26 protein-coding genes are annotated in these 24,375 nt (G+C 66.0%); 17 read left to right on the top strand and 9 right to left on the bottom strand.

Features of this window, described 5'->3' with window-relative positions; all coding sequences use genetic code 11:
* Nucleotides 1–40: 40 nt before the first annotated feature.
* A complete protein-coding gene (locus A5645_RS20885; RefSeq protein ID WP_065130849.1) occupies nt 41–679 on the bottom strand; it encodes a DedA family protein in 639 nt (212 codons plus the stop codon).
* Between the two features lie 89 nt (nt 680–768).
* Here A5645_RS20885 and A5645_RS20880 point away from each other — a divergent pair, with 89 nt between their 5' ends.
* Nucleotides 769–2,133, top strand: a complete 1,365-nt coding sequence (locus A5645_RS20880; protein WP_065130848.1) for a DUF2254 family protein — start codon at nt 769–771, stop codon at nt 2,131–2,133.
* Between the two features lie 10 nt (nt 2,134–2,143).
* Here A5645_RS20880 and A5645_RS20875 read toward each other — a convergent pair whose 3' ends face one another.
* On the bottom strand, nt 2,144–4,171 hold the full coding sequence (locus tag A5645_RS20875; RefSeq protein ID WP_065130847.1) for a prolyl oligopeptidase family serine peptidase: 2,028 nt from the start codon (nt 4,169–4,171) through the stop codon (nt 2,144–2,146).
* 56 nt (nt 4,172–4,227) lie between these two features.
* On the opposite strand from A5645_RS20875, the gene exaC reads away from it, so the two are divergent.
* From exaC to A5645_RS20845, 6 genes are all read left to right on the top strand, one after another.
* Nucleotides 4,228–5,751 carry an acetaldehyde dehydrogenase ExaC gene (gene exaC, locus A5645_RS20870; protein ID WP_065130846.1) on the top strand — a complete coding sequence of 508 codons (1,524 nt, stop codon included), beginning with the start codon at nt 4,228–4,230 and terminating at the stop codon, nt 5,749–5,751.
* The gene (locus A5645_RS20865; protein WP_065034532.1) at nt 5,751–6,236 is read left to right on the top strand and encodes a DUF779 domain-containing protein; all 486 of its coding nucleotides are present in this window, start codon (nt 5,751–5,753) and stop codon (nt 6,234–6,236) included. Before exaC ends, A5645_RS20865 begins: the two co-directional genes overlap by 1 nt.
* A gap of 25 nt (nt 6,237–6,261) precedes the next feature.
* On the top strand, nt 6,262–6,537 hold the full coding sequence (locus tag A5645_RS20860) for a putative holin (protein WP_065034533.1): 276 nt from the start codon (nt 6,262–6,264) through the stop codon (nt 6,535–6,537).
* Nucleotides 6,530–7,156, top strand: coding sequence for a hypothetical protein (locus tag A5645_RS20855; protein ID WP_065034534.1), 627 nt, complete (start codon nt 6,530–6,532; stop codon nt 7,154–7,156). The genes A5645_RS20860 and A5645_RS20855 overlap by 8 nt, the downstream gene beginning before the upstream one ends.
* Nucleotides 7,157–7,278: 122 nt before the next feature.
* On the top strand, nt 7,279–8,679 hold the full coding sequence (lpdA, locus tag A5645_RS20850; protein WP_065130845.1) for a dihydrolipoyl dehydrogenase: 1,401 nt from the start codon (nt 7,279–7,281) through the stop codon (nt 8,677–8,679).
* Between the two features lie 3 nt (nt 8,680–8,682).
* Nucleotides 8,683–8,955, top strand: a complete 273-nt coding sequence (locus tag A5645_RS20845) for a hypothetical protein (protein ID WP_065130844.1) — start codon at nt 8,683–8,685, stop codon at nt 8,953–8,955.
* A gap of 79 nt (nt 8,956–9,034) precedes the next feature.
* On the opposite strand, the gene A5645_RS20840 is transcribed toward A5645_RS20845, so the two are convergent.
* Both A5645_RS20840 and ramB read right to left on the bottom strand, forming a co-directional pair.
* Complete coding sequence (locus tag A5645_RS20840) at nt 9,035–9,601, bottom strand: carboxymuconolactone decarboxylase family protein (protein WP_065130843.1); 567 nt, start codon at nt 9,599–9,601, stop codon at nt 9,035–9,037.
* The gene (gene ramB / locus A5645_RS20835) at nt 9,598–11,016 is read right to left on the bottom strand and encodes an acetate metabolism transcriptional regulator RamB (RefSeq protein WP_065034538.1); all 1,419 of its coding nucleotides are present in this window, start codon (nt 11,014–11,016) and stop codon (nt 9,598–9,600) included. The genes A5645_RS20840 and ramB overlap by 4 nt, the downstream gene beginning before the upstream one ends.
* A 163-nt stretch (nt 11,017–11,179) precedes the next feature.
* Between ramB and A5645_RS20830 the strand changes: the two genes are divergently transcribed.
* The 3 genes from A5645_RS20830 to A5645_RS20820 all read left to right on the top strand — a co-directional run bounded on the left by A5645_RS20830 (nt 11,180) and on the right by A5645_RS20820 (nt 14,602).
* Nucleotides 11,180–11,974 carry an acyl-[acyl-carrier-protein] thioesterase gene (locus A5645_RS20830; protein WP_065130842.1) on the top strand — a complete coding sequence of 265 codons (795 nt, stop codon included), beginning with the start codon at nt 11,180–11,182 and terminating at the stop codon, nt 11,972–11,974.
* 280 nt (nt 11,975–12,254) lie between these two features.
* Entirely contained in the window at nt 12,255–13,541 is a 1,287-nt protein-coding gene (aceA, locus tag A5645_RS20825; protein ID WP_036352141.1) for an isocitrate lyase, read from the top strand.
* 197 nt (nt 13,542–13,738) lie between these two features.
* Nucleotides 13,739–14,602, top strand: a complete 864-nt coding sequence (locus A5645_RS20820) for a 3-hydroxybutyryl-CoA dehydrogenase (protein ID WP_065034539.1) — start codon at nt 13,739–13,741, stop codon at nt 14,600–14,602.
* Between the two features lie 16 nt (nt 14,603–14,618).
* On the opposite strand, the gene pcaA is transcribed toward A5645_RS20820, so the two are convergent.
* On the bottom strand, nt 14,619–15,482 hold the full coding sequence (gene pcaA / locus A5645_RS20815; RefSeq protein ID WP_065034540.1) for a cyclopropane mycolic acid synthase PcaA: 864 nt from the start codon (nt 15,480–15,482) through the stop codon (nt 14,619–14,621).
* 246 nt (nt 15,483–15,728) lie between these two features.
* Complete coding sequence (locus tag A5645_RS20810; protein WP_414467380.1) at nt 15,729–16,430, bottom strand: TetR/AcrR family transcriptional regulator; 702 nt, start codon at nt 16,428–16,430, stop codon at nt 15,729–15,731.
* A gap of 152 nt (nt 16,431–16,582) precedes the next feature.
* Here A5645_RS20810 and A5645_RS20805 point away from each other — a divergent pair, with 152 nt between their 5' ends.
* The 6 genes from A5645_RS20805 (at nt 16,583) to deoC (ending at nt 20,854) form a co-directional block, all read left to right on the top strand.
* On the top strand, nt 16,583–17,950 hold the full coding sequence (locus A5645_RS20805) for a DUF445 domain-containing protein (protein WP_414467381.1): 1,368 nt from the start codon (nt 16,583–16,585) through the stop codon (nt 17,948–17,950).
* An 87-nt stretch (nt 17,951–18,037) separates the two neighbouring features.
* A complete protein-coding gene (locus tag A5645_RS20800) occupies nt 18,038–18,454 on the top strand; it encodes a helix-turn-helix domain-containing protein (protein ID WP_065130841.1) in 417 nt (138 codons plus the stop codon).
* A gap of 197 nt (nt 18,455–18,651) precedes the next feature.
* On the top strand, nt 18,652–19,299 hold the full coding sequence (gene hbhA / locus A5645_RS20795) for a heparin-binding hemagglutinin HbhA (RefSeq protein WP_065034543.1): 648 nt from the start codon (nt 18,652–18,654) through the stop codon (nt 19,297–19,299).
* A 143-nt stretch (nt 19,300–19,442) separates the two neighbouring features.
* Nucleotides 19,443–19,733 carry a DUF2516 family protein gene (locus A5645_RS20790; protein ID WP_065035211.1) on the top strand — a complete coding sequence of 97 codons (291 nt, stop codon included), beginning with the start codon at nt 19,443–19,445 and terminating at the stop codon, nt 19,731–19,733.
* Between the two features lie 3 nt (nt 19,734–19,736).
* On the top strand, nt 19,737–20,174 hold the full coding sequence (locus A5645_RS20785; protein WP_065130840.1) for a DUF2599 domain-containing protein: 438 nt from the start codon (nt 19,737–19,739) through the stop codon (nt 20,172–20,174).
* Nucleotides 20,174–20,854 (top strand): deoxyribose-phosphate aldolase, encoded by a 681-nt coding sequence (deoC, locus tag A5645_RS20780; RefSeq protein WP_065035209.1) that lies wholly within the window; start codon nt 20,174–20,176, stop codon nt 20,852–20,854. Before A5645_RS20785 ends, deoC begins: the two co-directional genes overlap by 1 nt.
* Before the next feature lie 2 nt (nt 20,855–20,856).
* Here deoC and A5645_RS20775 read toward each other — a convergent pair whose 3' ends face one another.
* Genes A5645_RS20775 through A5645_RS20765 form a run of 3 tightly spaced genes read right to left on the bottom strand, consistent with a single transcriptional unit; the run spans nt 20,857 to nt 23,246 of the window.
* On the bottom strand, nt 20,857–21,888 hold the full coding sequence (locus A5645_RS20775; protein WP_065035208.1) for an LmeA family phospholipid-binding protein: 1,032 nt from the start codon (nt 21,886–21,888) through the stop codon (nt 20,857–20,859).
* On the bottom strand, nt 21,885–22,715 hold the full coding sequence (locus A5645_RS20770) for a carbon-nitrogen hydrolase family protein (protein ID WP_065035207.1): 831 nt from the start codon (nt 22,713–22,715) through the stop codon (nt 21,885–21,887). The genes A5645_RS20775 and A5645_RS20770 overlap by 4 nt, the downstream gene beginning before the upstream one ends.
* Before the next feature lie 24 nt (nt 22,716–22,739).
* Complete coding sequence (locus tag A5645_RS20765; protein WP_065035206.1) at nt 22,740–23,246, bottom strand: DUF2505 domain-containing protein; 507 nt, start codon at nt 23,244–23,246, stop codon at nt 22,740–22,742.
* Nucleotides 23,247–23,272: 26 nt separating this feature from the next.
* Between A5645_RS20765 and A5645_RS20760 the strand changes: the two genes are divergently transcribed.
* Nucleotides 23,273–24,373 carry a UDP-N-acetylmuramate dehydrogenase gene (locus A5645_RS20760; RefSeq protein ID WP_065130839.1) on the top strand — a complete coding sequence of 367 codons (1,101 nt, stop codon included), beginning with the start codon at nt 23,273–23,275 and terminating at the stop codon, nt 24,371–24,373.
* The last annotated feature ends 2 nt before the right edge of the window (nt 24,374–24,375 follow it).

Below are 24,375 nucleotides of genomic sequence, written 5' to 3'. Positions count from 1 at the left end.
AAGCGAAGCCGCGGCGGACGGGAGTGTCAAGCGCCCCAGGTCAGCACTCGGCCGCGGCCCGCCGGTTGGCACGGCGTTTGATGGCCCAGCCGGCCAGCCCGCCCGCAACCAGCACGGCGAGCCCGATCAGCAGGTACTTGGCGTGATGGTGGGCGACCGCGTAGAGCGCTGCGATGTGACTGCCGGCGAGATAGCCGGCGAACACCCAGACGGCGACCCAAACGGTGGATCCCAGCGCGTTGTAGGCCAGATACCGCCGCCACCTCATCCGGGCCAGTCCGCAGACGATCCCGCTGGCCTGCCGCAGTCCGTCCACGAACCGGCCGATCAGCACGACGAACACGCCGCGTCGGCCGAAGAAGCGCTCGGTCGCCGCCAGGCGCTTCTCGGTGAGAAATACGTACCGGCCGAACCGCAACACCAGCGCCCGGCCCCCGAACCTCCCGATGGCGTAGCCGCTGTTGTCGCCGCATACGGCGGCCAGCAGACCGGCGATCAACACCAGAGCCAGGCTCAATTCACCCGCGCCGGCATAGATTCCCGCGGCGATCAGGATGATCTGCCCGGGCAACGGAATGCCGATACCCTCCAATCCGACCAGCAGGACCACCGCCGCGTAGCCGTAGCGGTCGAGCGCTGGGGCGAACGACTGGAAGACTCCGGGCAGCTGCGAGGACATCTCCCTAGGGTGCCCGAAGTCCGCGGCGGCTAGACGTTGCGACGCTCACGATCGGTTCGGCGTCTGCTCGAACGGGTAGGTAAGCGGGTATGCGCCCGACGGCAGGAACAGCGCGGCCGCGGCGCGAAAGCGGGTTGCGGCGGGCGCTTCAGGAGTTTCTATCGGTGCCGCTGGCCATCATCGCGGGATTCATTGTGCTTGGGGTGATCACCAGCGTGCTGGACGGCTCGGATGCCGAATGGATCAAACCGGCCGCGCACGCTCTGTCCAAACTGGCACCGCCGCAAGAGAACCAGTCAATGCTGCGCACCGTGGCGCCCGGGATGCTCACGCTGATGACCATCACCTTCGTGCTGCTGCTCACCCTGGTGCACCGGATGGCAGACGTGTTCACCTGGGTAGTGGTGGAGCAGTTCCTGCGCCGCCGCGTCAATCAAGCGTTCTTCGGGTATTTCGCCGGTCTCTCGGCGTACTACGTGGTGGTGCTCGCGCTCGTCGATCCCGAGCACGCGGTGTTCAGCACGGCCGCGGCCCTGCTACTCAGCGTGCTCGCGCTGACGGGGCTGGTGGTGTTCGGCTACCTGGTGCTCGACCAGCTGCGGCCGCCTTCGGTGGTCGAACGTATCGTGCAGCACACCATCGCCACCCGCACGCAGCAGTTGAACTGGTTGTGCCGGATGCGGCACGAGCCACAGCTCGAGCACCTGCCCGCGCTCACCGTCCGGTCCGAGTGCAGCGGATATCTCGTCGACATTCACCTGGCCACCCTGCGGCACGCGCTGGAGTCCGCCCAGGGCGAAGCCGAGATCGACTTCATCGCCAGGCTGGGCAGCCACTTCGTCACCGGGTCGGAGCTAGCAACCGTGCGGGCCGAGAACGCCGACGAACGCGCCCGGCTGGCCGACGCCGTCCTGGATGCGTTGCGCTGCGGCAGAGAGCGGCAACTGGACCGCGAGCCGTCCTACGGCGTGCACCAATTGGCCAGCATGGGATGGGCCGCTGCGACACAACGGGATCCCGAGGCCGCCCTGGTAACCGTCGACGGCCTCTACGTGCTGCTGGCCCGCTGGGCGAGCGAGTCCGCATCGGCGGCCGGGGCCGGCAACGGTGATCAACCATTGCCGATCGTCTACACCGACCGCACGATTCCCGAGGTGCTGGCGGCGTTGTCGAGCATCGCGGTCGGCGCGATCAACGGAGGCCAGCATCAAACCTGTGCCCGGGTGCTGGACGTGTTCGCCAGGGCCATCCCGCAGCTGGCCGGAGACGACCAGTGCGAAGCGGTCACACAGCTGCGTTACGCGCTGCCGACGGCAACCCGGCACCCCTTCACCGCCGACCTCGATCGGGCTCTGACCGGACTGGGCAGGGTGCTTTCGGAATATGGCCACAGCGATGCGGCATCCGAACTGGAGCGGGTCGAGGCGCGGCTGAATGGCCAATTGCCGGGTTGACCCGCGACTACTATGACCGGCGGCCCAGCGTCCGCCACAGGAACGAGTAACTCAACGCCGACTTGAACGCGAGCTGCTCATTGTCGGCCGCGCCACCGTGGCCACCCTCGATGTTCTCGTAGTACCAGACCGGTTGGCCGAGGGCCTCTAGGGCGGCGGTCATCTTGCGGGCATGCCCCGGATGCACCCGGTCGTCGCGCGTGGACGTGGTCATCAGTATCGGCGGGTACTTCCGATCACCTGAAATGTTTTGATACGGCGAGTATTCGGAGATGAACGCCCAATCGTCGGGGTCGTCGGGGTCGCCGTACTCGGCCACCCATGAGGCGCCGGCCAGCAGCAGGTGGTAGCGCTTCATGTCGAGCAACGGCACACTGCAGACCAGCGCGCCGAACTTCTCCGGATATTTGGTCAGCATGATGCCCATCAGCAGTCCACCGTTGCTGCCGCCCTGGGCGCCGAGTTGGTCGACGGTGGTGATGCCGCGCGCCACCAGATCGTCTGCCACCGCGGCGAAGTCCTCGGCCACCTTGTGCCGGCCGTCGCGCATCGCCTGGGTGTGCCAGCCCGGTCCGTACTCGCCGCCGCCGCGGATGTTGGCCAGCACGTAGGTGCCACCGCGCGCCAGCCACAACCGGCCCAGCACACCGCTGTAACCCGGCGTGTTCGACGTCTCGAAGCCGCCGTAACCGTAGAGCAGGGTGGGGGTCGGCCCCTGGCCGCCGTCAGGGCGCACCACGAAATACGGGATCAATGTGCCGTCCTTCGATTCCACGAAATGTTGTGCCACCGAGATGTTTTCGGCATCGAAGAACGACGGCGCGGATTTGATTTGCTCTAGCGCTCCCGGACCCGTGCCACGCAGCAGACGGGACGGCGCGGTGAACCCGCTGGAGTCCAGGAAGAACTCGTCGCCGGTGTCATCGGCTGCGACCACCACGGTGTTGGTCGACTCGGGCAGGCCCTGGACGGGTTCGCGTCGCCACGTCCCGGGCGTAACGATCTCGACCCGGCTGGCCACGTCGGCCAGTGAAACGAGCAGCAGCCGGTCTTTGGTCCATGCGTAGTGGTACAAGCAAGTGTGTTCGTCCGGCTCGAAAATCACCTGTAAATTCCTTGCGCCACTGAGGAATTCGTTGTAATTGACGGCCAGCAGGGATCCGGCGCGATATGTCGTTCCCCCGACGGACCAGTCCGTGCGCAGATCGATCAGGAGCCACTCGCGATGCACCGAGATGCTGCTGGCGTCGGTCGGCGCATCGATGGAAACCAGATCCGTGCCCCGCAGCTCGTATCGCTGGCGGTTCCAGAAGTCCAGCGAGCGCCCGACGAAGGTGCGTTCGAATCCCGGTGTGCGGTCGGTGGAACCGCCGGCGCTGACGTCGGTGCGTTCCCCCTCGAAGATCGTCTCGGCGTCCGTCAGCGGTGTGCCGCGGCGCCACCGCTTGAGGATGCGCGGGTAACCGGACTCGGTCAGCGAATCCGGCCCGAAGTCGGTGCCCACCAGCACGGTGTCCGGGTCGTCCCAGCCGATCTGCGATTTGGCTTCCGGCAATTCGAACCCGTCGGCGACGAATTCGCGTGTCTGCATGTCGAATTCACGCACGATCACCGCGTCCGACCCGCCCGGCGACAGGCTGATCAGCGCGCGGGTGAGCTCCGGCTCGAGCACGTCGGCACCGGCCCACACCCAGTTCTTGCCGTCGGCCCGGCCCAGTTCGTCGACATCGATCAGGACGTCCCATTCCGGAGAATCGGTGCGGTAGCTCTCCAGCGTGGTGCGACGCCACAGCCCGCGCGGGTTGGTGGCGTCGCGCCAGAAGTCGTACAGATACTCGCCGCGCCGGCGCACGTAAGGAATCCGGGCGTCGGTGTCGAGCACCTCCAGCGCCTGCACACGCATCGTCTCGAAGTCGTCGTCGCAGAACTGCGCCTTGGTCGGCTCGTTGCGGGCGCGCACCCAGTCGAGTGCCTCGTCGCCGGTGACGTCCTCGAGCCACAGGTACGGGTCTTCAGCCTCAGATGCCATAGCTGCCATTGTGGTCCCAGCGGTACTGTGAGCTGTATTACATGAACCCTAAGAGGAGCCGAGAGATGCCTGTCTTTGCACGTCCGGGAGCTTCCGGAGCCCTGATGTCGTACGAATCGCGGTACGGGAACTTCATCGGTGGCGAGTGGGTTGCGCCCGCGGCGGGCCGCTACTTCGAGAATCCGACACCGGTGACCGGTCAGCCGTTCTGCGAGATCCCCCGCTCCGACGAAACCGACATCGAGAAGGCGCTCGATGCGGCACACGCCGCCGCGCCCGCGTGGGGCAAGACTTCGCCCGCGGAGCGCGCGGCGATCCTGAACAAGATCGCGGACCGCATCGACACGAACGCACACGCGCTGGCCGTCGCGGAGGTATGGGACAACGGCAAACCGGTCCGCGAGGCCATCGCCGCCGACATACCGTTGGCCGCCGACCATTTCCGGTACTTCGCGGCGGCCATCCGTGCCCAGGAGGGCGCGCTGTCCCAGATCGACGAGGACACCGTGGCCTACCACTTCCACGAACCGCTCGGCGTTGTCGGGCAGATCATCCCGTGGAACTTCCCGATCCTGATGGGGGCCTGGAAGCTGGCACCGGCGCTCGCGGCCGGCAACGCGATCGTGCTCAAGCCGGCCGAACAGACCCCGGCCTCGATCCTGTTCCTGATGTCCCTGATCGGTGATCTGCTGCCGCCCGGCGTCGTCAACGTCGTCAACGGATTCGGCGCCGAAGCCGGGAAACCGTTGGCCTCCAGCGACCGGATCGCCAAGATCGCTTTCACCGGCGAGACCACCACGGGGCGACTGATCATGCAGTACGCCTCGCAGAACCTGATCCCGGTCACCCTGGAACTCGGCGGCAAGAGCCCGAACATCTTCTTCTCCGATGTGATGGCCGCCAACGACGACTTCCAAGACAAGGCACTGGAAGGCTTTACGATGTTCGCCCTCAATCAGGGCGAGGTGTGCACGTGCCCGTCGCGCAGCCTGATCCAATCCGACATTCACGACGAGTTTCTGGAACTGGCCGCGATCCGCACCAAGGCGGTCCGCCAGGGCGACCCGCTGGACACCGAGACCATGCTCGGGTCGCAGGCGTCCAACGATCAGCTGGAAAAGATCTTGTCCTACATCGAGATCGGCAAGGGTGAGGGCGCGAAGATCATTACCGGCGGCGAGCGCGCCGAGCTGGGCGGCGACTTGTCCGGTGGCTACTACGTGCAGCCGACGATCTTCACCGGAAACAACAAGATGCGGATATTCCAGGAGGAGATTTTCGGCCCGGTGGTGGCGGTGACCCCGTTTGACACCTACGCCGACGCGATGGGCATCGCCAACGACACCCTGTACGGCCTCGGGGCGGGGGTGTGGAGCCGGGACGGCAACACCGCCTACCGGGCCGGCCGGGAGATCAAGGCCGGACGGGTGTGGGTGAACTGCTACCACGTTTATCCGCCGCACTCGGCCTTCGGTGGCTACAAGCAGTCGGGCTTCGGTCGCGAGGGGCACAAGATGGCGCTCGAGCACTACCAGCAGACCAAGAACCTGCTGACCTCCTACTCCGATAAGGCGCTGGGATTCTTCTGATGGAGGCTCCGCCCGGAGCGCTCATCACCATCGAGGCGGCCGCGCTGCTGACCCGCCTGCAGCAACGGCACGGCCCGGTGATGTTCCACCAGTCCGGCGGTTGCTGCGACGGGTCTTCGCCGATGTGTTACCCGCGCGGCGACTTCCTGGTCGGCGACCGCGACGTCCTGTTGGGCGTGCTCGACGTGGGGGAGGAGGGTGTGCCCGTGTGGATCTCGGGTCCGCAGTACCAGACGTGGAAGCACACCCAACTGGTCATCGACATGGTGCCGGGACGCGGTGGCGGGTTCAGCCTCGAGGCACCCGAAGGAGTGCGGTTTCTCAGCCGAGGGCGGGTCTACAGCGATGCCGAGAAAGAGCTGGTTGAGGCCGCTCCGGTGATCACCGGGGCGGCGTACGAACGCGGTGAGCGACCGTCGGCCCGCGGCTTCGTGGTGGATCCGCGGGACGCGCAGGACGCGCCGGGAACGTGCCCGATCCCGTAACGGAGACTCAGTAAAGTCGTACACCGTGATTCCGCTTCCGCGTGCGTGGCTGCTTGCCAGCGCCCTGCTGATCGGGAGTGCGGCCGGGCAGCTGCTCGGCGTCGTGTCCACCGTGCTGGTGCACCGGATGCGTCCGGATGTGGCGATCGCCCTGGTCGTCGGGATCCCGAGCCTGATCGGATTGTCGGTCATCCTGTTCTCCGGACGCCGGTGGGTGACGATGCTCGGCGCGGGAATCCTTGCCCTGGCGCCCGGTTGGCTGGGCATGCTGGTCGCGTTGCGAGTGGTTGCCGGTGGCTGACGAGAAGGCGGACGACGAACGCGTCTCGAGCCCGGGAACCGAACCCTTCGTGCCGGACTTCGACAGCGGCGAGGTGCCGCTGTCGGCGGAGTACGACGCCGGTGAGCCCTCGGTGCCGTTCGTGCCGAACTTCGACGACACGGACTCCCAGCCCGTTCTCCCGTTGCCCGGCCTGGACGAGCCGGCCAAGAAGGCGGAGCCGGTGCCGGAGGAACAGCCGGCACCCGTGACCGCCGCGGTGGCGCCGGATGCGACGCCCGAGGCGCCGGGACCCGTTGCCGTGCCGGGCCGCTACCTCTACCTGAAGTGGTGGAAGTTGGTGTTGGTGCTGCTGGGCGTGTGGTTCTTCGCCGCGGTGTTCGGGCTGAGTTTGTACTACTGGTGGTACCACACCATCGACAAGACGCCGCCGGTGTTTGCGGTGTTCGTCTACGTCATGGCCTGCTCGGTGGCGGGACCGGTCCTGGCGATGGTGAGAGGCAAACCGCTGATTGCCGCGCTATCGATCGCCGTGATGTCGGCGCCTTTCGCGTCCGTGGCCGCGGCGGCGCCGCTGTATGGGTCCTATTACTGCGAGCGGGTGACGACACCGTGTTTGATGGGCGTCCTCCCCTACTGAGCTGAATTGGTGGTGACCCGCTGCGCCCCGCTTCGCGGCGCTGGCGATCACCACGGGGCCGAATGGTGGTGACCCGCTGCGCCCCGCTTCGCGGCGCTGGCGATCACCACTAGGGTGAACTGGTGACTTCTCACTATGACGTCGTCGTTCTCGGAGCAGGTCCCGGCGGATATGTTGCAGCCATTCGTGCCGCACAACTAGGGCTGAACACCGCAATCGTCGAGCCGAAATACTGGGGCGGGGTCTGCCTCAACGTCGGCTGCATCCCGTCGAAGGCGTTGCTGCGCAACGCCGAACTGGCACACATCTTCACCAAGGAGGCCAAGGTCTTCGGCATCAGCGGTGAGGCCACCTTCGACTTCGGGGTGGCATACGACCGCAGCCGCAAGGTGGCCGAGGGCCGGGTGGCCGGCGTGCACTTCTTGATGAAGAAGAACAAGATCACCGAGATCCACGGCTACGGCCGGTTCACCGATTCGCACACGCTGGCGGTGGAACTCAACGACGACGGCGGGACCGAAGAGGTCACGTTCGACCACGCCATCATCGCCACCGGCAGCAGCACCCGCCTCGTCCCCGGCACGTCGCTGTCGGAAAACGTGGTGACCTACGAGAAGCTCATCCTGACCCGCGAGCTGCCGAAGTCGATCATCATCGCCGGCGCCGGCGCCATCGGCATGGAGTTCGGCTACGTGCTGAAGAACTACGGCGTCGACGTCACCATCGTCGAGTTCCTGCCCCGCGCGCTGCCCAACGAGGACGCCGACGCGTCCAAGGAGATCGAGAAGGCGTTCAAGAAACTGGGCGTCAAGATTTTGACCGGCACCAAGGTCGATTCGATTACCGATAACGGCTCAGAGGTCACCGTCAGCGTCAGCAAGGACGGTAAGTCGGAGGAGCTCAAGGCCGAAAAGGTGTTGCAGGCCATCGGGTTTGCGCCCAATGTCGAGGGCTACGGCCTGGACAAGGTGGGCGTCGAACTGACCGACCGCAAGGCCATCGGCATCACCGACTACATGCAGACCAGCGTCTCGCACATCTACGCGATCGGCGACGTCACCGCCAAATTGCAACTCGCGCACGTGGCCGAGGCCCAGGGCGTGGTGGCCGCCGAAACCATCGCCGGCGCAGAGACTTTGGCCCTCGGCGACTACCGCATGATGCCGCGCGCCACGTTCTGCCAGCCCAACGTGGCCAGCTTCGGCCTCACCGAGCAGCAGGCCCGCGACGAGGGTTACGACGTGGTGGTCGCCAAGTTCCCGTTCACCGCCAACGCCAAGGCACATGGCGTCGGGGACCCCAGCGGTTTCGTCAAACTCATCGCCGACGGCAAGTACGGCGAACTGATCGGCGGGCACCTGGTCGGCCACGACGTGTCCGAGCTGTTGCCAGAGCTCACCCTCGCCCAGAAGTGGGACCTCACCGCAACCGAACTTGCCCGCAACGTGCACACGCACCCGACCATGTCCGAGGCACTGCAGGAGTGCTTCCACGGTCTGGTCGGTCACATGATCAACTTCTAGCGCATGCGGACCGAGACCGTTATCGGCGCGATCGGCGGGCTGATCGCGGGCTACGTCTTCTGGCTGGTGGCCATCACCATCGGCGACGACCTCACCACGGTGAGCAAGTGGAGCTTGGCGGTGCTGGTGCTATCGGTTGCGCTGGCGGTTGGGGCGGTGATCGGCGGTCTGTTGATGCGCTGGCGCCGCAAGTACGGGTGGTCGGCGTTCGCGTTCGGTCTGCCCATTGCCCCCGTCGCACTGACGTTGGCGGTGCTGGCCAACCTCTACCTCTGAGGTCTCAGCGCTCGCCGAACGTGGGCCTCACGCAGGAAAATCGCGGCCGGCACCGCCATAACCCCCACGCTCGGCGGTGCTAGTGAGGGTTGTCCAGCGGTATCGCCAGCGCGGAGATGGTGGCCGCCAGGCCGTCGTACTGGGTTGCGAGCAAACAGAATTCGATCAACCGCGCTCGGTTGAGGTGGCTGGCCAGCTCGCGCCAGGTCGCGTCGGTGATGGTGCGGTTCTTGATCAGCTCGTCGGTTGCCTGCAGCAACGCCTTTTGGCGTGCACTGAGCACCCGGCGGGGACCGTCGCCGTCCGGCGCGTCCGGCCAGGCGAAGATCGCGGCCTGCGTCTGCGCATCCAGTCCCGCCTTCAGCGCCATCCCGCGGTGGTGCTGCAGCTCGTACTCGCAGGACCGCAGGTGCGCCACCCGCAGGATCACCAGTTCACTGTCGATCGTCGGCAACCGGCCCCGCATCAGGCGTGCGGAGTAGACCGCCCAGGTCCAGAACAGCGACTGGCGCGAACCCAGGGTGGTGAACAAGTGCATCTCGGGTGCGCGCACCTTGCGTGCGGCCAGCTTGGCGACCACCCAGTTGATCGGCCCGAGTTGACGGAACCGGCCCGACGGGATGCGCGCGACCTCGTTGTCACTCATGCCTGGCGGACCAGGTAGGGCGACACCGTGCTGCGGTGCTCGTCGATATCGAGCGCGCGCCCGAGCGCGGGAAAGGCGCGCTGCGGACAATTGTCGCGTTCGCAGACTCGGCAACCCGCGCCGATCGGTGTCGCAATGTCACCCGACAAGTCGAGTCCTTCCGAGTAGACGAGTCGGTGCGCGTGGCGCAGTTCGCAGCCGAGCCCGATCGCGAAGGTTTTTCCGGGCTGACCATACCGGGCCGCGCGCCGTTCGACGGTGCGGGCCACCCACATGTAATTGCGGCCGTCAGGCATCTGCGCGATCTGCACCAGGATCTTGCCGGGGTTGGCGAAGGTTTCGTAGACGTTCCACAGTGGGCAGGTGCCGCCCGTCGACGAGAAATGAAAACCGGTGGCGGACTGCCTCTTTGACATGTTCCCGGCCCGGTCGACCCGGACGAAGGACAGCGGCACACCGCGCATCGAGGGGCGCTGCAGCGTCGAAAGCCGGTGCGCGATGGTCTCGTAGCTCACCGCATAGAAGGCCGACAGGCGCTCGACGTCGTACCGGAAGTTCTCGGCGACGTCGTGGAATTGCCGGTAGGGCAGCACCGTCGCCGCGGCAAAGTAGTTGGCGAGTCCCAGCCGGGCCAGCTTGCGGGATTCGTCGCTGGTGAATTTGCCCTCCTCGACCAGCCCGTCGATCATGTCGCCGAATTCCAGATACGCCAACTCGGCGGCCATCTTGAACACCTGCTGTCCCCAGGCCAGGTGGTTGCTGATCTCCAACGTCTTGGTAGCGGGATCGAACCGGTGCAACACCTTGTCGCCCAGGTCGATGCGCCGGGTGATGTGCACACCATGCACTTCGGTGAGTCTGCGAGTCAGCTCCTGAGCCAGGTCGGCATGATGCAGTCGCATCTTGACGGTCAGCTCTTCGGCCGCGGTGTCGAGCTGATGCAGGTAGTTCTGGCGTTCGTAGAAGTAGTCGCGCACCTCTTCGTGCGGCATGGTGATGGATCCGCTGCCGCTGCTGCCGTCGAAGTAGCGCTCCTCGGTGGCCGCGGCCAGCTGCGCTGTGGTGATCCGGTAGCGCCGGTGCAGGTTGACGACGGCCCGCGCCAGCGCCGGGTGAGCATTGACCATCTCGGCGATCTCGGTGGGGTCGACGTCGATGTCCAGGTCGCGGTCCATCGTCACTTCGCGGAGTTCGGCGACCAGCCGGGTGTCGTCCTGGGAGGCGAAAAATGTCGCGTCGACGCCGAATACCTCGGTGATCCGCAACAGCACGGCCACGGTCAGGGGCCGGACGTCGTGCTCGATCTGGTTGAGATAGCTCGGCGAGATGTCCAGCATCTGCGCCAGTGCCGCCTGGCTGAACCCGCGCTCGCTGCGCAGTTGGCGGACGCGGGCTCCCACGAACGTCTTGGACACTTTACGCAGCGTACCGGGCTTTGCGAAGATTCGCTTCGCAGACTTGGCAGGCCCAGCGGACTGGCAATCCGTTTGGTTTTTGCGGGCGGTGGTTGGCATGATTCGCATCGGGGTCTCCGGGTAAACCGGGGGTTCACACGAGGAGGGAACGGGGAGCAGCGCCGTGAGCCTGGACAAAAAGTTAATGCCGGTGCCCGACGGTCACCCCGACGTCTTCGATCGCGAATGGCCGCTGCGGGTGGGTGACATCGACCGCACGGGCCGGCTGCGGCTCGACGCGGCATGCCGGCACATCCAGGACATCGGCCAGGACCAACTGCGCGAGATGGGGTTCGAGGAAACCCACCCGCTGTGGATCGTGCGTCGCACCATGGTCGACCTGATCCGCCCCATCGAGTTCCAGGACATGCTGCGCTGCCGGCGCTGGTGCTCGGGCACCTCGAACCGCTGGTGCGAGATGCGGGTCCGGATCGACGGCCGCAAAGGCGGGCTGATCGAGTCCGAGGCGTTCTGGATCAACATCAACCGTGAGACCCAGATGCCCTCGCGTATCGCCGACGACTTCCTCGCGGGTCTGCACAAGACCACCTCGGTGGACCGGCTCCGCTGGAAGGGCTACCTGAAGCCCGGCGGTCGCGAAGACGCCACCGAGATTCATGAGTTTCCCGTCCGCGTCACCGACATCGACCTGTTCGACCACATGAACAACTCCGTGTATTGGAGCGTGGTCGAGGACTACCTCGCCTCGCACCCCGAGCTGCTGGACGCGCCCCTGCGGGTGACCATCGAGCATGAGGCGCCGGTAGCGCTGGGCGACAAGTTGGAGATCATCTCCCACGTCCACCCGGCCGGCTCGACCGAGAAGTTCGGACCCGGCCTGGCCGACCGCACTGTTACAACGCTCACATATGCGGTCGGCGACGAGACGAAGGCCGTCGCCGCGCTGTTCTCGCTCTAACCGTACGATTGTCCCGTTAAATCCCCGCTGACCTGCGGATTTTTGTTACCAGTGGGTAGCTTCTGAAACGGTTAAGTAAAAACGCTGTCTTCGCAGGATTCGCAAAATGACCGGAAGTCGTAACTAAATTCGCAAGTTAAATGGGTAGACCAGCGGGAATGCCCTGTGCCAAGGTCGTGTTAGCACATCAGTGAAGTTCAGAGGAAGTTGAGCCTGAAGCTTCCCTCCGGATGGCGATGGCCATCCGCAATTCAGTACGGAATTACTGTTAGGAGCAGCCATGTCCGAAGTTGGCACCCCGAAGAGCGCTGAGGCGATTCAGCACGACTGGGACCACAACCCCCGCTGGAAGGGCGTCACCCGCACCTACACGCCGCAGGACGTCGTCGCGCTGCAGGGTCACGTCGTCGAGGAGCACACCCTGGCCCGTCGTGGCGCCGAGGTGCTCTGGGAGCAGCTGCACGAGATGGACTTCGTCAACGCCCTGGGCGCGCTGACCGGCAACATGGCCGTCCAGCAGGTGCGTGCCGGCCTGAAGGCGATCTACCTGTCCGGTTGGCAGGTCGCCGGCGACGCGAACCTGTCCGGCCACACCTACCCGGACCAGAGCCTGTACCCGGCCAACTCGGTGCCGCAGGTTGTCCGCCGCATCAACAACGCGCTGCTGCGCGCCGACGAGATCGCCAAGGTCGAGGGCGACACTTCCGTCGACAACTGGTTGGCCCCGATCGTCGCCGACGGTGAGGCCGGCTTCGGTGGCGCGCTCAATGTCTACGAGCTGCAGAAGGCGATGATCGCCGCCGGTGTCGCCGGTTCGCACTGGGAGGACCAGCTCGCGTCGGAGAAGAAGTGCGGCCACCTCGGTGGCAAGGTGCTCATCCCCACCCAACAGCACATCCGCACCCTGACCTCCGCCCGGCTCGCCGCCGACGTCGCCGGTGTTCCCACCGTCGTCATCGCCCGTACCGACGCCGAGGCCGCCACGCTGATCACCTCCGACGTCGACGAGCGGGACCGCCCGTTCATCACCGGCGAACGCACCAGCGAGGGCTTCTACCGGGTCAAGAACGGCCTCGAGCCGTGCATCGCCCGCGCCAAGGCCTACGCCCCGTACTCCGACCTGATCTGGATGGAGACCGGTACCCCGGACCTGGAGCTGGCCAAGAAGTTCGCCGAGGGCGTCAAGAGCGAGTTCCCGGACCAGCTGCTGGCCTACAACTGCTCGCCGTCGTTCAACTGGAAGAAGCACCTCGACGACGACACCATCGCGAAGTTCCAGAAGGAGCTCGGTGCGATGGGCTTCAAGTTCCAGTTCATCACGCTGGCCGGCTTCCACGCCCTGAACTACTCGATGTTCGATCTGGCCCACGGCTACGCCCGTAAGCAGATGAGCGCCTACGTCGAGCTGCAGGAGCGCGAGTTCGCCGCCGAGAGCCGTGGCTACACCGCCACCAAGCACCAGCGCGAGGTGGGTGCGGGTTACTTCGACCGCATCGCCACCACGGTGGACCCGACGTCGTCGACCACGGCTCTGGCCGGTTCGACCGAAGAGGGCCAGTTCCACTGAGTTAGTGCTGAGCAGACGCAAAAGCACCCTTTTGCGCCGCAAAAGAGGTGCTTTTGCGTCTACTCGCGCGTGAAAGGCCAGTGCCGCGCCGGGCGACCCCCGGCCGGCGCTGAAGTAGCATAGGCCCCGCCCAGCAACCCTGGGCGGGGCCTATTGCGGTGCAACACAATTCGAAACTCGGAGAATCGAGACAAGCAGTGAGCGACACAGCAATTCAGCGGGTCGGTGTGATCGGCGCGGGACAGATGGGCTCGGGCATCGCCGAGGTGTCGGTACGCGCGGGCGTCGCGGTGACGGTGTTCGAAACCACCGAGGCCCTGGTGACCGCGGGGCGCAACCGCATCACCAAGTCACTGGAGCGCGGTGTCAGCGCCGGCAAGGTCACCGAGCGGGAGCGCGACAGCGCGCTGAGCCTGCTGACCTTCACCACCGACCTCGCTGACCTGGCCGACCGGCAGCTCGTGATCGAAGCGGTCATCGAGGACGAGACAGTCAAGGCGGGGCTGTTCGCCGAACTCGACCGGGTGATCACCGACCCCGATGCGGTGCTCGCCTCGAACACCTCCAGCATCCCGATCATGAAGATCGCCGCCGCCACCCAGAACCCGAAGCGGGTGCTGGGTCTGCACTTCTTCAATCCCGTCCCGGTGCTGCCGCTGGTGGAACTGGTCAGCACGCTGGTCACCGACGAGGCCGCTGCCGCGCGCGTCGAGCAGTTTGCCGGTGAGGTGCTTGGCAAACAGGTTGTCCGCTGTTCGGATCGATCGGGTTTTGTGGTCAACGCGCTGCTGGTGCCCTACCTGCTCTCGGCGATCCGGATGGTCGAGGCGGGCTTCGCTACCGTCGAAGATGTCGACAAGGCTGTGGTGGCAGGGCTTTCACACCCCATGGGGCCGCTGAAGCTATCCGACCTCGTCGGGCTCGACACCCTCAAGCTGATTGCGGACAAGCTCTACGAAGAGTTCAAGGAACCGCACTACGGACCACCGCCGCTGCTGCTACGCATGGTAGAGGCTGGTTTGCTGGGTAAGAAATCCGGTCAGGGTTTCTACACCTACTGAGAACGACCGAGACGCCCTACTTGGCCAGGGTGAACTGGCAGACGTCGGTGTAGCCCTCGTGGAACAGCTTCGCGCAGCCGGTCAGGTACTTCATGTACCGGTCGTAGATCTTCTCCGACTGGATGGCGATCGCCTGGTCCCGCTTGGCTTCCAGCGCGGCGGCCCAGATCTCCAAGGTCCGCGCATAGTGCAGTTGCAGCGACTGGATTCGCTGCAACGTGAAACCCGCTGACGCGGAATGCTCTTCGACCACCGGGACAGTCGGCAGGTAGCCGCCCGGGAAGATTTCGGCCAGGATGAACTGGCTGAAGTGAACGATCTCGTGGGTCAGCGACAGGCCCTTGGCCCGGGCTTCCTTGAAGGTGGGACGCACGATGCTGTGCAGCAGCATGACGCCGTCGCTGGGCAGCACCTCGTTGGCCATCTTGAAGAACCGCGGGTAGCGCTGCCGGCCGAAGTGCTCGAACGCCCCGATGCTGACGATCCGGTCGACCGGCTCGTGGAATTTCTCCCAACCCTCCAGCAACACCCGGGTCGAGCGCGGAGTGTCAAGCTCATCGAACGCCCGCTGGACATGTGCGGCCTGGTTCTCGGACAACGTCAGGCCGATGACGTTCACGTCGTACTTCTCGATGGCGCGGCGCATGGTCGCGCCCCAGCCGCAGCCGATGTCCAACAGCGTCATCCCCGGCTCGAGATTCAGCTTGCCCAGGGCCAGGTCGATCTTGGCGAGCTGCGCCTCTTCCAGGGTCATGTCGTCGCGTTCGAAGTACGCGCAGCTGTAGGTCTGGGTCGGGTCGAGGAACAGCCGGAAGAATTCATCGGACAGGTCGTAGTGCGCCTGAACGTTGCCGAAATGCGGCGTGAGCTGCACGGCCATAACGATTTCAGCCTTTCTGTCTACCGGAGAGCGCGCTCACGAGTATCGGATGCCGCGCACCGCCCGGGTGCATTCCATGCATGCTAGCCGCTGCGGATGTGTGCGTCCCCCTCGTCATCGCGACGCGGCCTGGCAGCGGATTCACAGAGAGTCGGCGTCCAAGGCGGTGTGCTGCCGTTACACGGCGGAAACAGGCCAGCGTCGGTCCTCAGCCATGGCAAATGTCACACGGCGGGCGGGGGAGCGCTAACCCTCCCGTTGTTGCTGCCACGCCGGCACGATCGGCGAGGGATGCGGTTGTGCCCGAAACTTCTCCAGCGAGCCGCCCGCTTCGACGATCCCGCACAGCGCGCTCCAGCTCAGCATCGTCAAATAGTCGATCAGTTCGTCGCTGCTCATCCTTGGATTCGACATCCAGGAGTGGGTGGCCAGCTGAACCCCGCCGACGATCAGATAGGCCCAGGGCTCGACGCCGCCGGTGTCCAGGCCCGCCTCCTGCATGCGGCGGCGCAGCATCACCGCGATCATCCGCGCGATGATCCGCTCGGAGTCCGCGATCACCTTGCTCTTACTGCCCGAACTGTTGGCCATCACAAAGCCGTACGGCTCCGGCTCGGCGGCCATGGTTTCGACGTAGACCCGGATGACCTCGCGGGTCAGGTCATAACCGTCCAGGTTTGATGACAGCGCCGCGGCCATGTTGGGGATCAGGGTGGTCTGGGCGAACCGCATCATCACCGCAGTCGTCAGATCGTTCTTGTCGACGAAGTAGCGGTAGAGCACGGTCTTGGATACGCCGATCTCCGCGGCGATCTCGTCCATGCTCAAAAATCGGCTCTGCCGGCGGATCGCTTCGATCGTGCCGTCCACCAACTCGTTGCGTCGGTCCACCTTGTGTTGGTGCCAACGCCGCTTTCGACCATCGGTCTTTGCGGCCTGAGCCGGCATATGTTGTGCCACTGTCGCGATTTCCCATTCACTACACAGACGCATCGATACTACGGCTTGCAGGGGCGCTCTGTGGCGATCGCAACGAGCGCGTGAGTGCTTCTGAACAGTGTGGGTAACACTAACCGGTGGTTTCGATGACGGATGATGGTGTGGTGGCACACAGAGCCGATACGCCGGGCCCGGCGCGGGGGCCCGGCCTCGGCGCGGGATCACCCGGCGGGCGACAGAACCGGCCCTCGCTGGCGGAGTCGTTTGCCGGGGCGGACGCCGGAGCCGACGCCGAGCGCAGGACCGCACTGCGCCGGATGAAGGTCGTGGCGCTGAGCTTCCTGGTCGGCGCCACCGTGGTGTTTCTGGCTTGCCGGTGGGCCAATGCGCACGGCACCGCCCCGGCGTGGGTCGGCTACGTCGGCGCCGCAGCGGAGGCGGGCATGGTGGGTGCGCTGGCGGACTGGTTCGCAGTCACCGCTCTGTTCAAGCACCCGCTCGGAATCCCGATCCCGCACACCGCGATCATCAAGCGCAAGAAAGACCAGCTCGGAGAGGGTCTGGGCACCTTCGTGCGGGAGAACTTCCTGTCCCCCGAGGTTGTTGAGGCCAAGCTGCGCGATGCCGAAGTGCCCAGCCGCCTGGGCAAGTGGCTGGCCGAACCGGCACACGCCCAACGGGTGGCGGCCGAGACGTCCACGGTGCTGCGGGTGCTGGTCGAACTGCTGCGGGACGAAGACGTCCAACAGGTGATCGACCGGATGATCGTGCGGCGCATCGCCGAACCGCAGTGGGGCCCGCCGGTGGGCCGCGTGCTGCAAACCCTGCTGGCCGAGAACCGTCAGGAGGCATTGATCCAACTGCTGGCCGATCGGGCGTTCCAGTGGTCACTCAACGCCGGCGTGGTGATCCAGCGGGTCGTGGAGCGCGACTCGCCGACCTGGTCCCCCCGGTTCGTCGACCATCTGGTCGGGGATCGCATCCACCGCGAGCTGATGGACTTCACCGACAAGGTGCGTCGCAATCCCGACCACGAACTGCGCCGCTCGGCGACCCGCTTCCTGTTCGAGTTCGCCGACGACCTGCAGAACGACCCGGACACCATCGCCCGCGCCGATGCCGTCAAGGAGCAGTTGATGGCGCGCGAAGAGGTGGCCAATGCCGCCGCGACCGCGTGGAAGACGCTCAAGCGTCTGGTCCTCGAGGGCGTGGACGACCCGTCCAGTGCGTTGCGCAGTCGCATCGCCGACGCGGTGATCCAGATTGGTGAGTCGTTGCGCGATGACGCGGACCTGCGCGACAAGGTCGACAACTGGATGGTGCGGGGCGCCCAGCACCTGGTTTCCCAATATGGGGTAGAGATCACAGCGATCATTACCGAGACCATCGAGCGGTGGGACGCCCAGGAGGCGAGCCGTCGGATCGAGCTGCATGTGGGCCGTGACCTGCAGTTTATTCGCATCAACGGCACGGTCGTCGGCGCGTTGGCGGGCCTGGCGATCTATACCATCGCCCAGTTGCTGTTCTGAGACGGTGCTAACATGCGCTTGCAATAGCAAGCACTCCTCCGTAGCCTGGTGGCCGTAAGCAAACAACCACCAACGAGGAGTGCACCAATGCCGCCGGAGGAGAAGCTGGGCACCAAAGTGTCCACCAAGGCTTCTGACATCGGTAGCTTCATCAGGGCACAGCGCGAGACGGCACAGGTATCGATGCGTCAACTGGCCGAGAGGTCGGGCGTCAGCAACCCTTATCTGAGTCAGGTTGAGCGCGGACTGCGCAAACCGTCGGCCGACGTCTTGCGCCAGATCGCCAAGGCGCTGCGGGTCTCGGCCGAGGTTCTCTACGTGCAAGCCGGGATCCTCGAACCGCGCGACTCCAGTCAGGTGCGCGACGCGATCGTGACCGACACGGCGATCACGGAAACCCAGAAACAGGCGCTGCTGGATACCTACGAGTCGTTCCTGCAGCAGAACGAGGCCAACGGTGCGGAGTGCCAGGGCGAATCTGGCACCGAACAGATCGAAGGCTGATCGGTCGATCGTTCGGCAGCACGCCACGTTCGACCACAGACCATCAAGCGACCCGGCTAATCAGGAGGTTTTCTGCAAGTCGCGAGGCAATGTCAATCAGCGGGTCTTGACTCCTCCCTGCGGGAGCCGCCACTTGCACCAACTTCCAGACCTTTCAGGAAATAACGCCGATATCTAAAACAGAGAAAGGAAACATCATGGCTGAGAACACGAACATCGAGGACCTCAAGGCTCCGCTGCTTGCTGCGCTTGGCGCGGCCGACCTGGCTCTGGCCACCGTCAACGACCTGATCGTGACCCTGCGTGAGCGCGCCGGAGAGACCCGCACCAACCTGCGCGAGCGCGCCGAGGAGACCCGTACCGACACCCGCAGCCGCGTCGAGGAGAGCCGCGCTCGCCTGACCAAGCTGCAGGAGGACCTGCCCGAGCAGTTCACCGAGCTCCGTGAGCGCTTCACCGCCGATGAGCTGCGCAAGGCCGCCGAGGGCTACGTGGAGGCCGCCACCAGCCGGTACAACGAACTGGTCGAGCGCGGCGAGGCCGCTCTCGAGCGGCTCCGCAGCCAGTCGGCGTTCGAGGACGCGTCCGCGCGTGCCGAGGGGTACGTCGACCAGGCTGTCGAGCTGACCCAAGAGGCGCTGGGCACCGTTGCGACCCAGACGCGCGCCGTGGGCGAGCGTGCCGCCAAGCTGGTCGGCATCGAGCTGCCGAAGAAGGCCGAGGCCGCTGCGCCGGCCAAGAAGGCTGCGCCGGCTCCGGCCGCCAAGAAGGCTCCCGCCAAGAAGGCCCCGGCCAAGAAGGCCCCGGCCAAGAAGGCTGCTGCCAAGAAGGTCACCCAGAAGTAATTCGGGGGATCTGAGAATCAACCGCTCGACTCCGGGTCGCCCCAGCTGGGGGCGGCCCGGACCAGAAAAGAATCACTCGACTCCGGGTCGCCCCAGCTGGGGTGGCCCGGAGTCGACGTTTTTGGCGCGGCCCGCATAGTCTTATGGGCGTGCGCGCCGTGACTATCGTCCTCTACGTCTTGCAGGTCGCTGTCTTGGTGACGGCGGTGTATGCGTTCGTGCATGCGGCAATGCAGCGTTCCGACGCGTACACCGCGGCTGAAAAGCTCACCAAGCCAGTGTGGTTGGCGATGCTCGGCGGCGCGGTCGCGCTCTCGTCGATCCTCGGTGTCGTGTTCGGGGTGCTGGGAGTGGCAATGGCCGCCATCGCAACGGGTGTATATCTGGTCGACGTGCGGCCGAAGCTCCTCGAAGTGCAGGGCAAGTCGCACTAGCGGATGAAACTCCTGCTGTTGGCGCCGACGATGGCGCTGCTCTCGATGCTGGGCGCCCCATCCGCCCTAGCCGATCCCGGTGCGGCTGACTCGGCGGGCTCGTCGGGGTCCGCATACGCGCCGCCGTACGTCGACCACACCGAATGGGTGTCCTGGGGGCGCGGATCCAGCCTGCGCGTGTACCCGACCCCCTCCGGGCGCGCCGCGTCCAAAGCCGGTAGCGGCCACGCCGTCGACGAGGCCTGGGCCGAAGTGTTGTCGCAGGCCCCCAACGGCGACACCCCCGGCATGCGTGCGCAATTCGTCTGTCACTGGCAGTTCGCCGAGACCGTGCAGCCCGGGAAGACCAGCTGGAATCTCGAACCGTGGCGCCCGGTAGTCGACGACGCCGCGATGGCGGCGACCGGGTGCAATCCCGGCAGCCCGGAAGAACCGTTCTGATGCCGGTCAGTCCCACTCGGCAGCAGCTGGCCGCGCTGGTCGACCACACCCTGCTCAAGCCGGAGGCCACCCCGGCCGACGTGACGGCGCTGGTGGGCGAGGCCACCGAACTCGGCGTGTACGCGGTTTGTGTATCGCCGTCGATGGTGCCGGTCGCCGTCGCCAGCGGCGGTGTCCGGGTTGCGGCGGTAGCCGGTTTCCCGTCGGGCAAGCATGTGTCGGCGATCAAGGCTCAGGAGGCCGCCGCAGCCGTGGCCGCCGGCGCCGCCGAGATCGACATGGTGATCGACGTCGGGTCCGCGTTGGCCGGCGCGCTGGATGCCGTGCGGTCGGACATCGCGGCGGTGCGTGCCGCGACGGACGGCGCCGTCCTGAAGGTGATCGTGGAGTCGGCTGCGCTGCTTGCTCACGCGGACGAGCGCATGCTGAGCGACGTGTGCCGGGTCGCCGCGAACGCGGGCGCCGACTTCGTTAAGACCTCCACCGGCTTCCATCCCGCCGGCGGGGCAAGCGTGCGGGCGGTCGAGGTGATGGCCGCGACCGTCGGCGGGCGGCTGGGCGTCAAGGCCAGCGGCGGCATCCGGACCGCCGCTGACGCCCTGGCGATGCTGGACGCGGGCGCCACCCGGTTGGGCCTATCCGGCACCCGCGTCGTGCTGGATGGGCTCAGCCGCGACTGAACTCACAGATCGGCGAAGCAGGGATCGGTCTCGCCGGCCGGGATGGTGGCGTTGCGGCTGGAGAAGTGACTCGTGACGCCGCTGTCGGTGACCTGCACGCTGTCGGCGCGGATGCCGAGCGGGAACTTCTTGGTCAGGCCCGAGGTGTACTCGTCGAGCGAGGACTGTACGGACTCCTTCGGCAATGAGAAGCCCAGCGTGTTGAAGCTGACGATCTCCAGTCTGAACCCGCCATCGGACACCACCGGCTTGGCGACGATGTCGTTCAGCAAACCTTTGAGCTCGACGGTCTGATCCTGGGGATGGGTGGTGACGCTGCTGGTGACAAACTCGCCCAGAATCGGGATCGCGTTCTGAACGGTCTCCTTGATGCCTTGCGACGTCCAGGTGATGGTGGCGTCGATCGCGCCGATCGTCCCCTTGGAGTCGGAGGTCTTGTCCAGCTTGATGTCCTGGACGCTGAGCTGCAGCTTCATGCCCTTGGCGTCGCGGATCTGGTTCCCGGCCGTCTCGACCGTGATGTTGGTGTAGTGGTCGGTGAGCACCTGCCACGTCACCAGTGGCGTCACCCCGAACGAGGCGGTCGCCTGGTCTTTCGTCACGCAAGCCGCGGCCGCCGCGATCTTGTTGTTGGCCTCGTGGCGCACGTACAGCTCGGTGCCGATGAGCCCCGCGACTACCAGCGCGAACACGATGATCAAGACGAGCAGGATCGACAGCGGATCCCGCAGCCTTCGCTTTTTCTTCTTGACCTCGCCCGCGTCTTCCTGGGGTCGGCCGATCGGTGTGGTTCGGTCGCCCGCCAGGTTGGGTGGCGGCGTGTGAATGCGCCTGGTGTCGGCATTGGCCGCCGCCTGCTCGTGCGCCGGCTGCTGCGGCTGGCCGGGCGGCGGCTGGTACCGGGGGCCGCCGGGATGCAGCGGTCCCCCCTGGGGACCCGCGCCCGGTGCCGGGGGTCGGCCGAGCGGGCCTTGATCACCCGGACGCGCCCAACCGGATGGGCCTTCGTTTCGTGGTCCCTGCGGAGTCGTCACCCAGGTGATTCTGCCCTATCGAGCTGAACAAAGCTTGAGCGGTTGCGCAGCACCGCAATGTTCTTCCGCGCCACGTCCACCGCATCCAGAGCCAGGTCAGCAACCACCAGTTCCGGCTCCGATCCCGCCGATGCCACCACTTCGCCCAGCGGGGAGGCGACCAGGCTGCCACCCACACCGGTCGGCGCGCCTTTGGTGTTGGCCGAATCGCCCGGGTCGGCCTGACCCACCGCGGCGACGTAACTGGTGGAGTCCAGCGCCCGCGCGCGGGTCAGCAGCGTCCACTGCTCGAGTTTGCCGGGCCCGGCGCCCCAGGAAGCGGCCACGACGATCAACTGCGCCCCCCGGTCGGCCAGTTCGGTGTACAGCGCCGGAAACCGCACGTCATAACAGGTGGTCAACCCGACTCCCACCCCGTCGACGGTGATGACGACCGGTTCGCGGCCGGGCGCAACGTTGCGCGACTCGGTGAAGCCGAAGGCGTCGTACAGGTGGATTTTGTCGTACCGCGTGTCGGGGTCATTGGGCGTGCCGGGGCCCGCCGCTATCAACGTGTTGGTGACCCGCCCGTCGCTGGTCGGGGCAAACATGCCGGCCACTACGGTGATGCCGGCGTCCCGCGCGATCCGCCGGACACCGTTGGCCCAGGGGCCGTCGAGTGGTTCGGCGATCGGTGCCAGCGGGACCCCGAATCGGCACATCGTGGCTTCCGGGAACACCACCAGCTTGGCGCCGGCATCGGCGGCACGCTCGCTGCACTCGCGCACGAGCTGCAGATTTGCGGCCGGATCGGCGCCGCTGAGGATCTGGGCCAACGCGATGCGCATGACCGCCAGCTTAGAGCGAGTGCACTAGCCGCTGGCGACCCACAAGGTGGTGAAGCGCTGCTCGATGGCCACCAGGTTGCCGAGTTCGTTGCCGATCAGACGCTCCAATTTCCCGCCGATGAACGGGACCCGAACCTGAACGGTCGCCTGCAGTGTCATCCGCGATCCGCCGGTTTCCGGGTTGGGCTCCAGCACGGCGGTTCCCCACACATTGACCGGAGCGCTGAGGATCGATCCGGCGATGGAGGCGGTGGCGATGCCGTCCCGCAACGGGCTCCAGGTCTCCTCGCGACGCACGCACAGGTCGCCCCGGTGCAACTGGGTGACCAGTGCTGGCAGGTTGTTGCTGCGCACCGTCTGCAGCGTGACGACCTCGATGGTCCCGTCGTCGATCCGCATCGACTCCAAGTTAGCGATGTCGACCGGCGTCTCCGCCAGCCTGCCCTCCCAATAACCGATGTCGTGGAACGCCTGATGGACCTCTGCAACGCTGCCCTCGTAGTCGACCGACATGTCGAATGAACGCGGCATAGCTGGCCACGCTACCGTTAGCGGCCATGAAACCGAGCGAACCCGGTTCAGTCTTTGCCGGTGCGCACGTCGCAGAGTCGGTTTCCCTTGCGCCGTTGACGACACTGCGGGTCGGTCCGGTGGCGCGTCGCGTAATAACTTGTGAGAGCAGCGATCAGGTGATCGCCGTTTTGCGGCAGCTCGACGCCGAATCCCGTGACGGCGCGGACCGGCCCGTCCTGGTGTTTGCTGGCGGATCCAACCTAGTGCTCGGGAACGGCTTGGCCGACCTGACGGTGGTGCGGTTGGCCAATGCCGGCGTCACCGTCGAGGGCAACCTGGTGCGCGCGGAAGCCGGCGCGGTGTGGGACGACGTGGTGGTCCGGTCGATCCAGGAGGGCCTGGGCGGGTTGGAGTGCCTGTCCGGCATTCCCGGTTCGGCCGGGGCGACACCGGTGCAGAACGTGGGCGCCTACGGCGTCGAGGTCTCCGACACCATCACCCGCGTGCGGTTGTTGGATCGCGGCAGCGGCGAGGTGCGCTGGGCCCATCCCGACGAACTCGGATTCGGCTACCGCACCAGCGTGCTCAAGCGTGCGGACGGACTGGAAATGCCGGCCGTGGTGCTGGAAGTGGAATTCGGGTTGGATGCGTCGGGACGCAGCGCCCCGTTGCGCTACGGAGAGCTGACCGCGGCCCTGGGCGTGGCCAACGGCGAGCGGGGTGACCCGCAAGCGGTCCGGGCGGCGGTGCTGGCGTTGCGTGCCCGCAAGGGCATGGTGCTTGATCCCACCGACCACGACACCTGGAGCGTGGGGTCGTTCTTCACCAACCCGGTCGTCAACCGGGAGGTCTATGCCCGGCTGGCCGAGCAGACGCATGGCGAGGTTCCGCATTACCCCGCACCGGACGGGGTCAAGCTCGCGGCGGGCTGGTTGGTGGAACGGGCCGGTTTCGGCAAGGGCTACCCGCACGACGAGACGGCTCCGTGCCGGCTTTCCACCAAGCACGCGCTGGCGCTGACGAACCGGGGCGGCGCCACCGCGGAGGACGTGATGGTATTAGCCCGGGCTGTGAAGGATGGGGTTCGTGATGTGTTTGGTATCACATTGAAACCGGAACCAGTCCTGGTCGGGTGCGACTTGTAGCT

The sequence above is a fragment of the Mycobacterium asiaticum genome, from assembly GCF_001673635.1.
Taxonomy (GTDB): domain Bacteria; phylum Actinomycetota; class Actinomycetes; order Mycobacteriales; family Mycobacteriaceae; genus Mycobacterium; species Mycobacterium asiaticum_C.
Note: the sequence above shows the minus strand (reverse complement) of the source record. Positions and strands in the feature narration are given on the sequence as shown.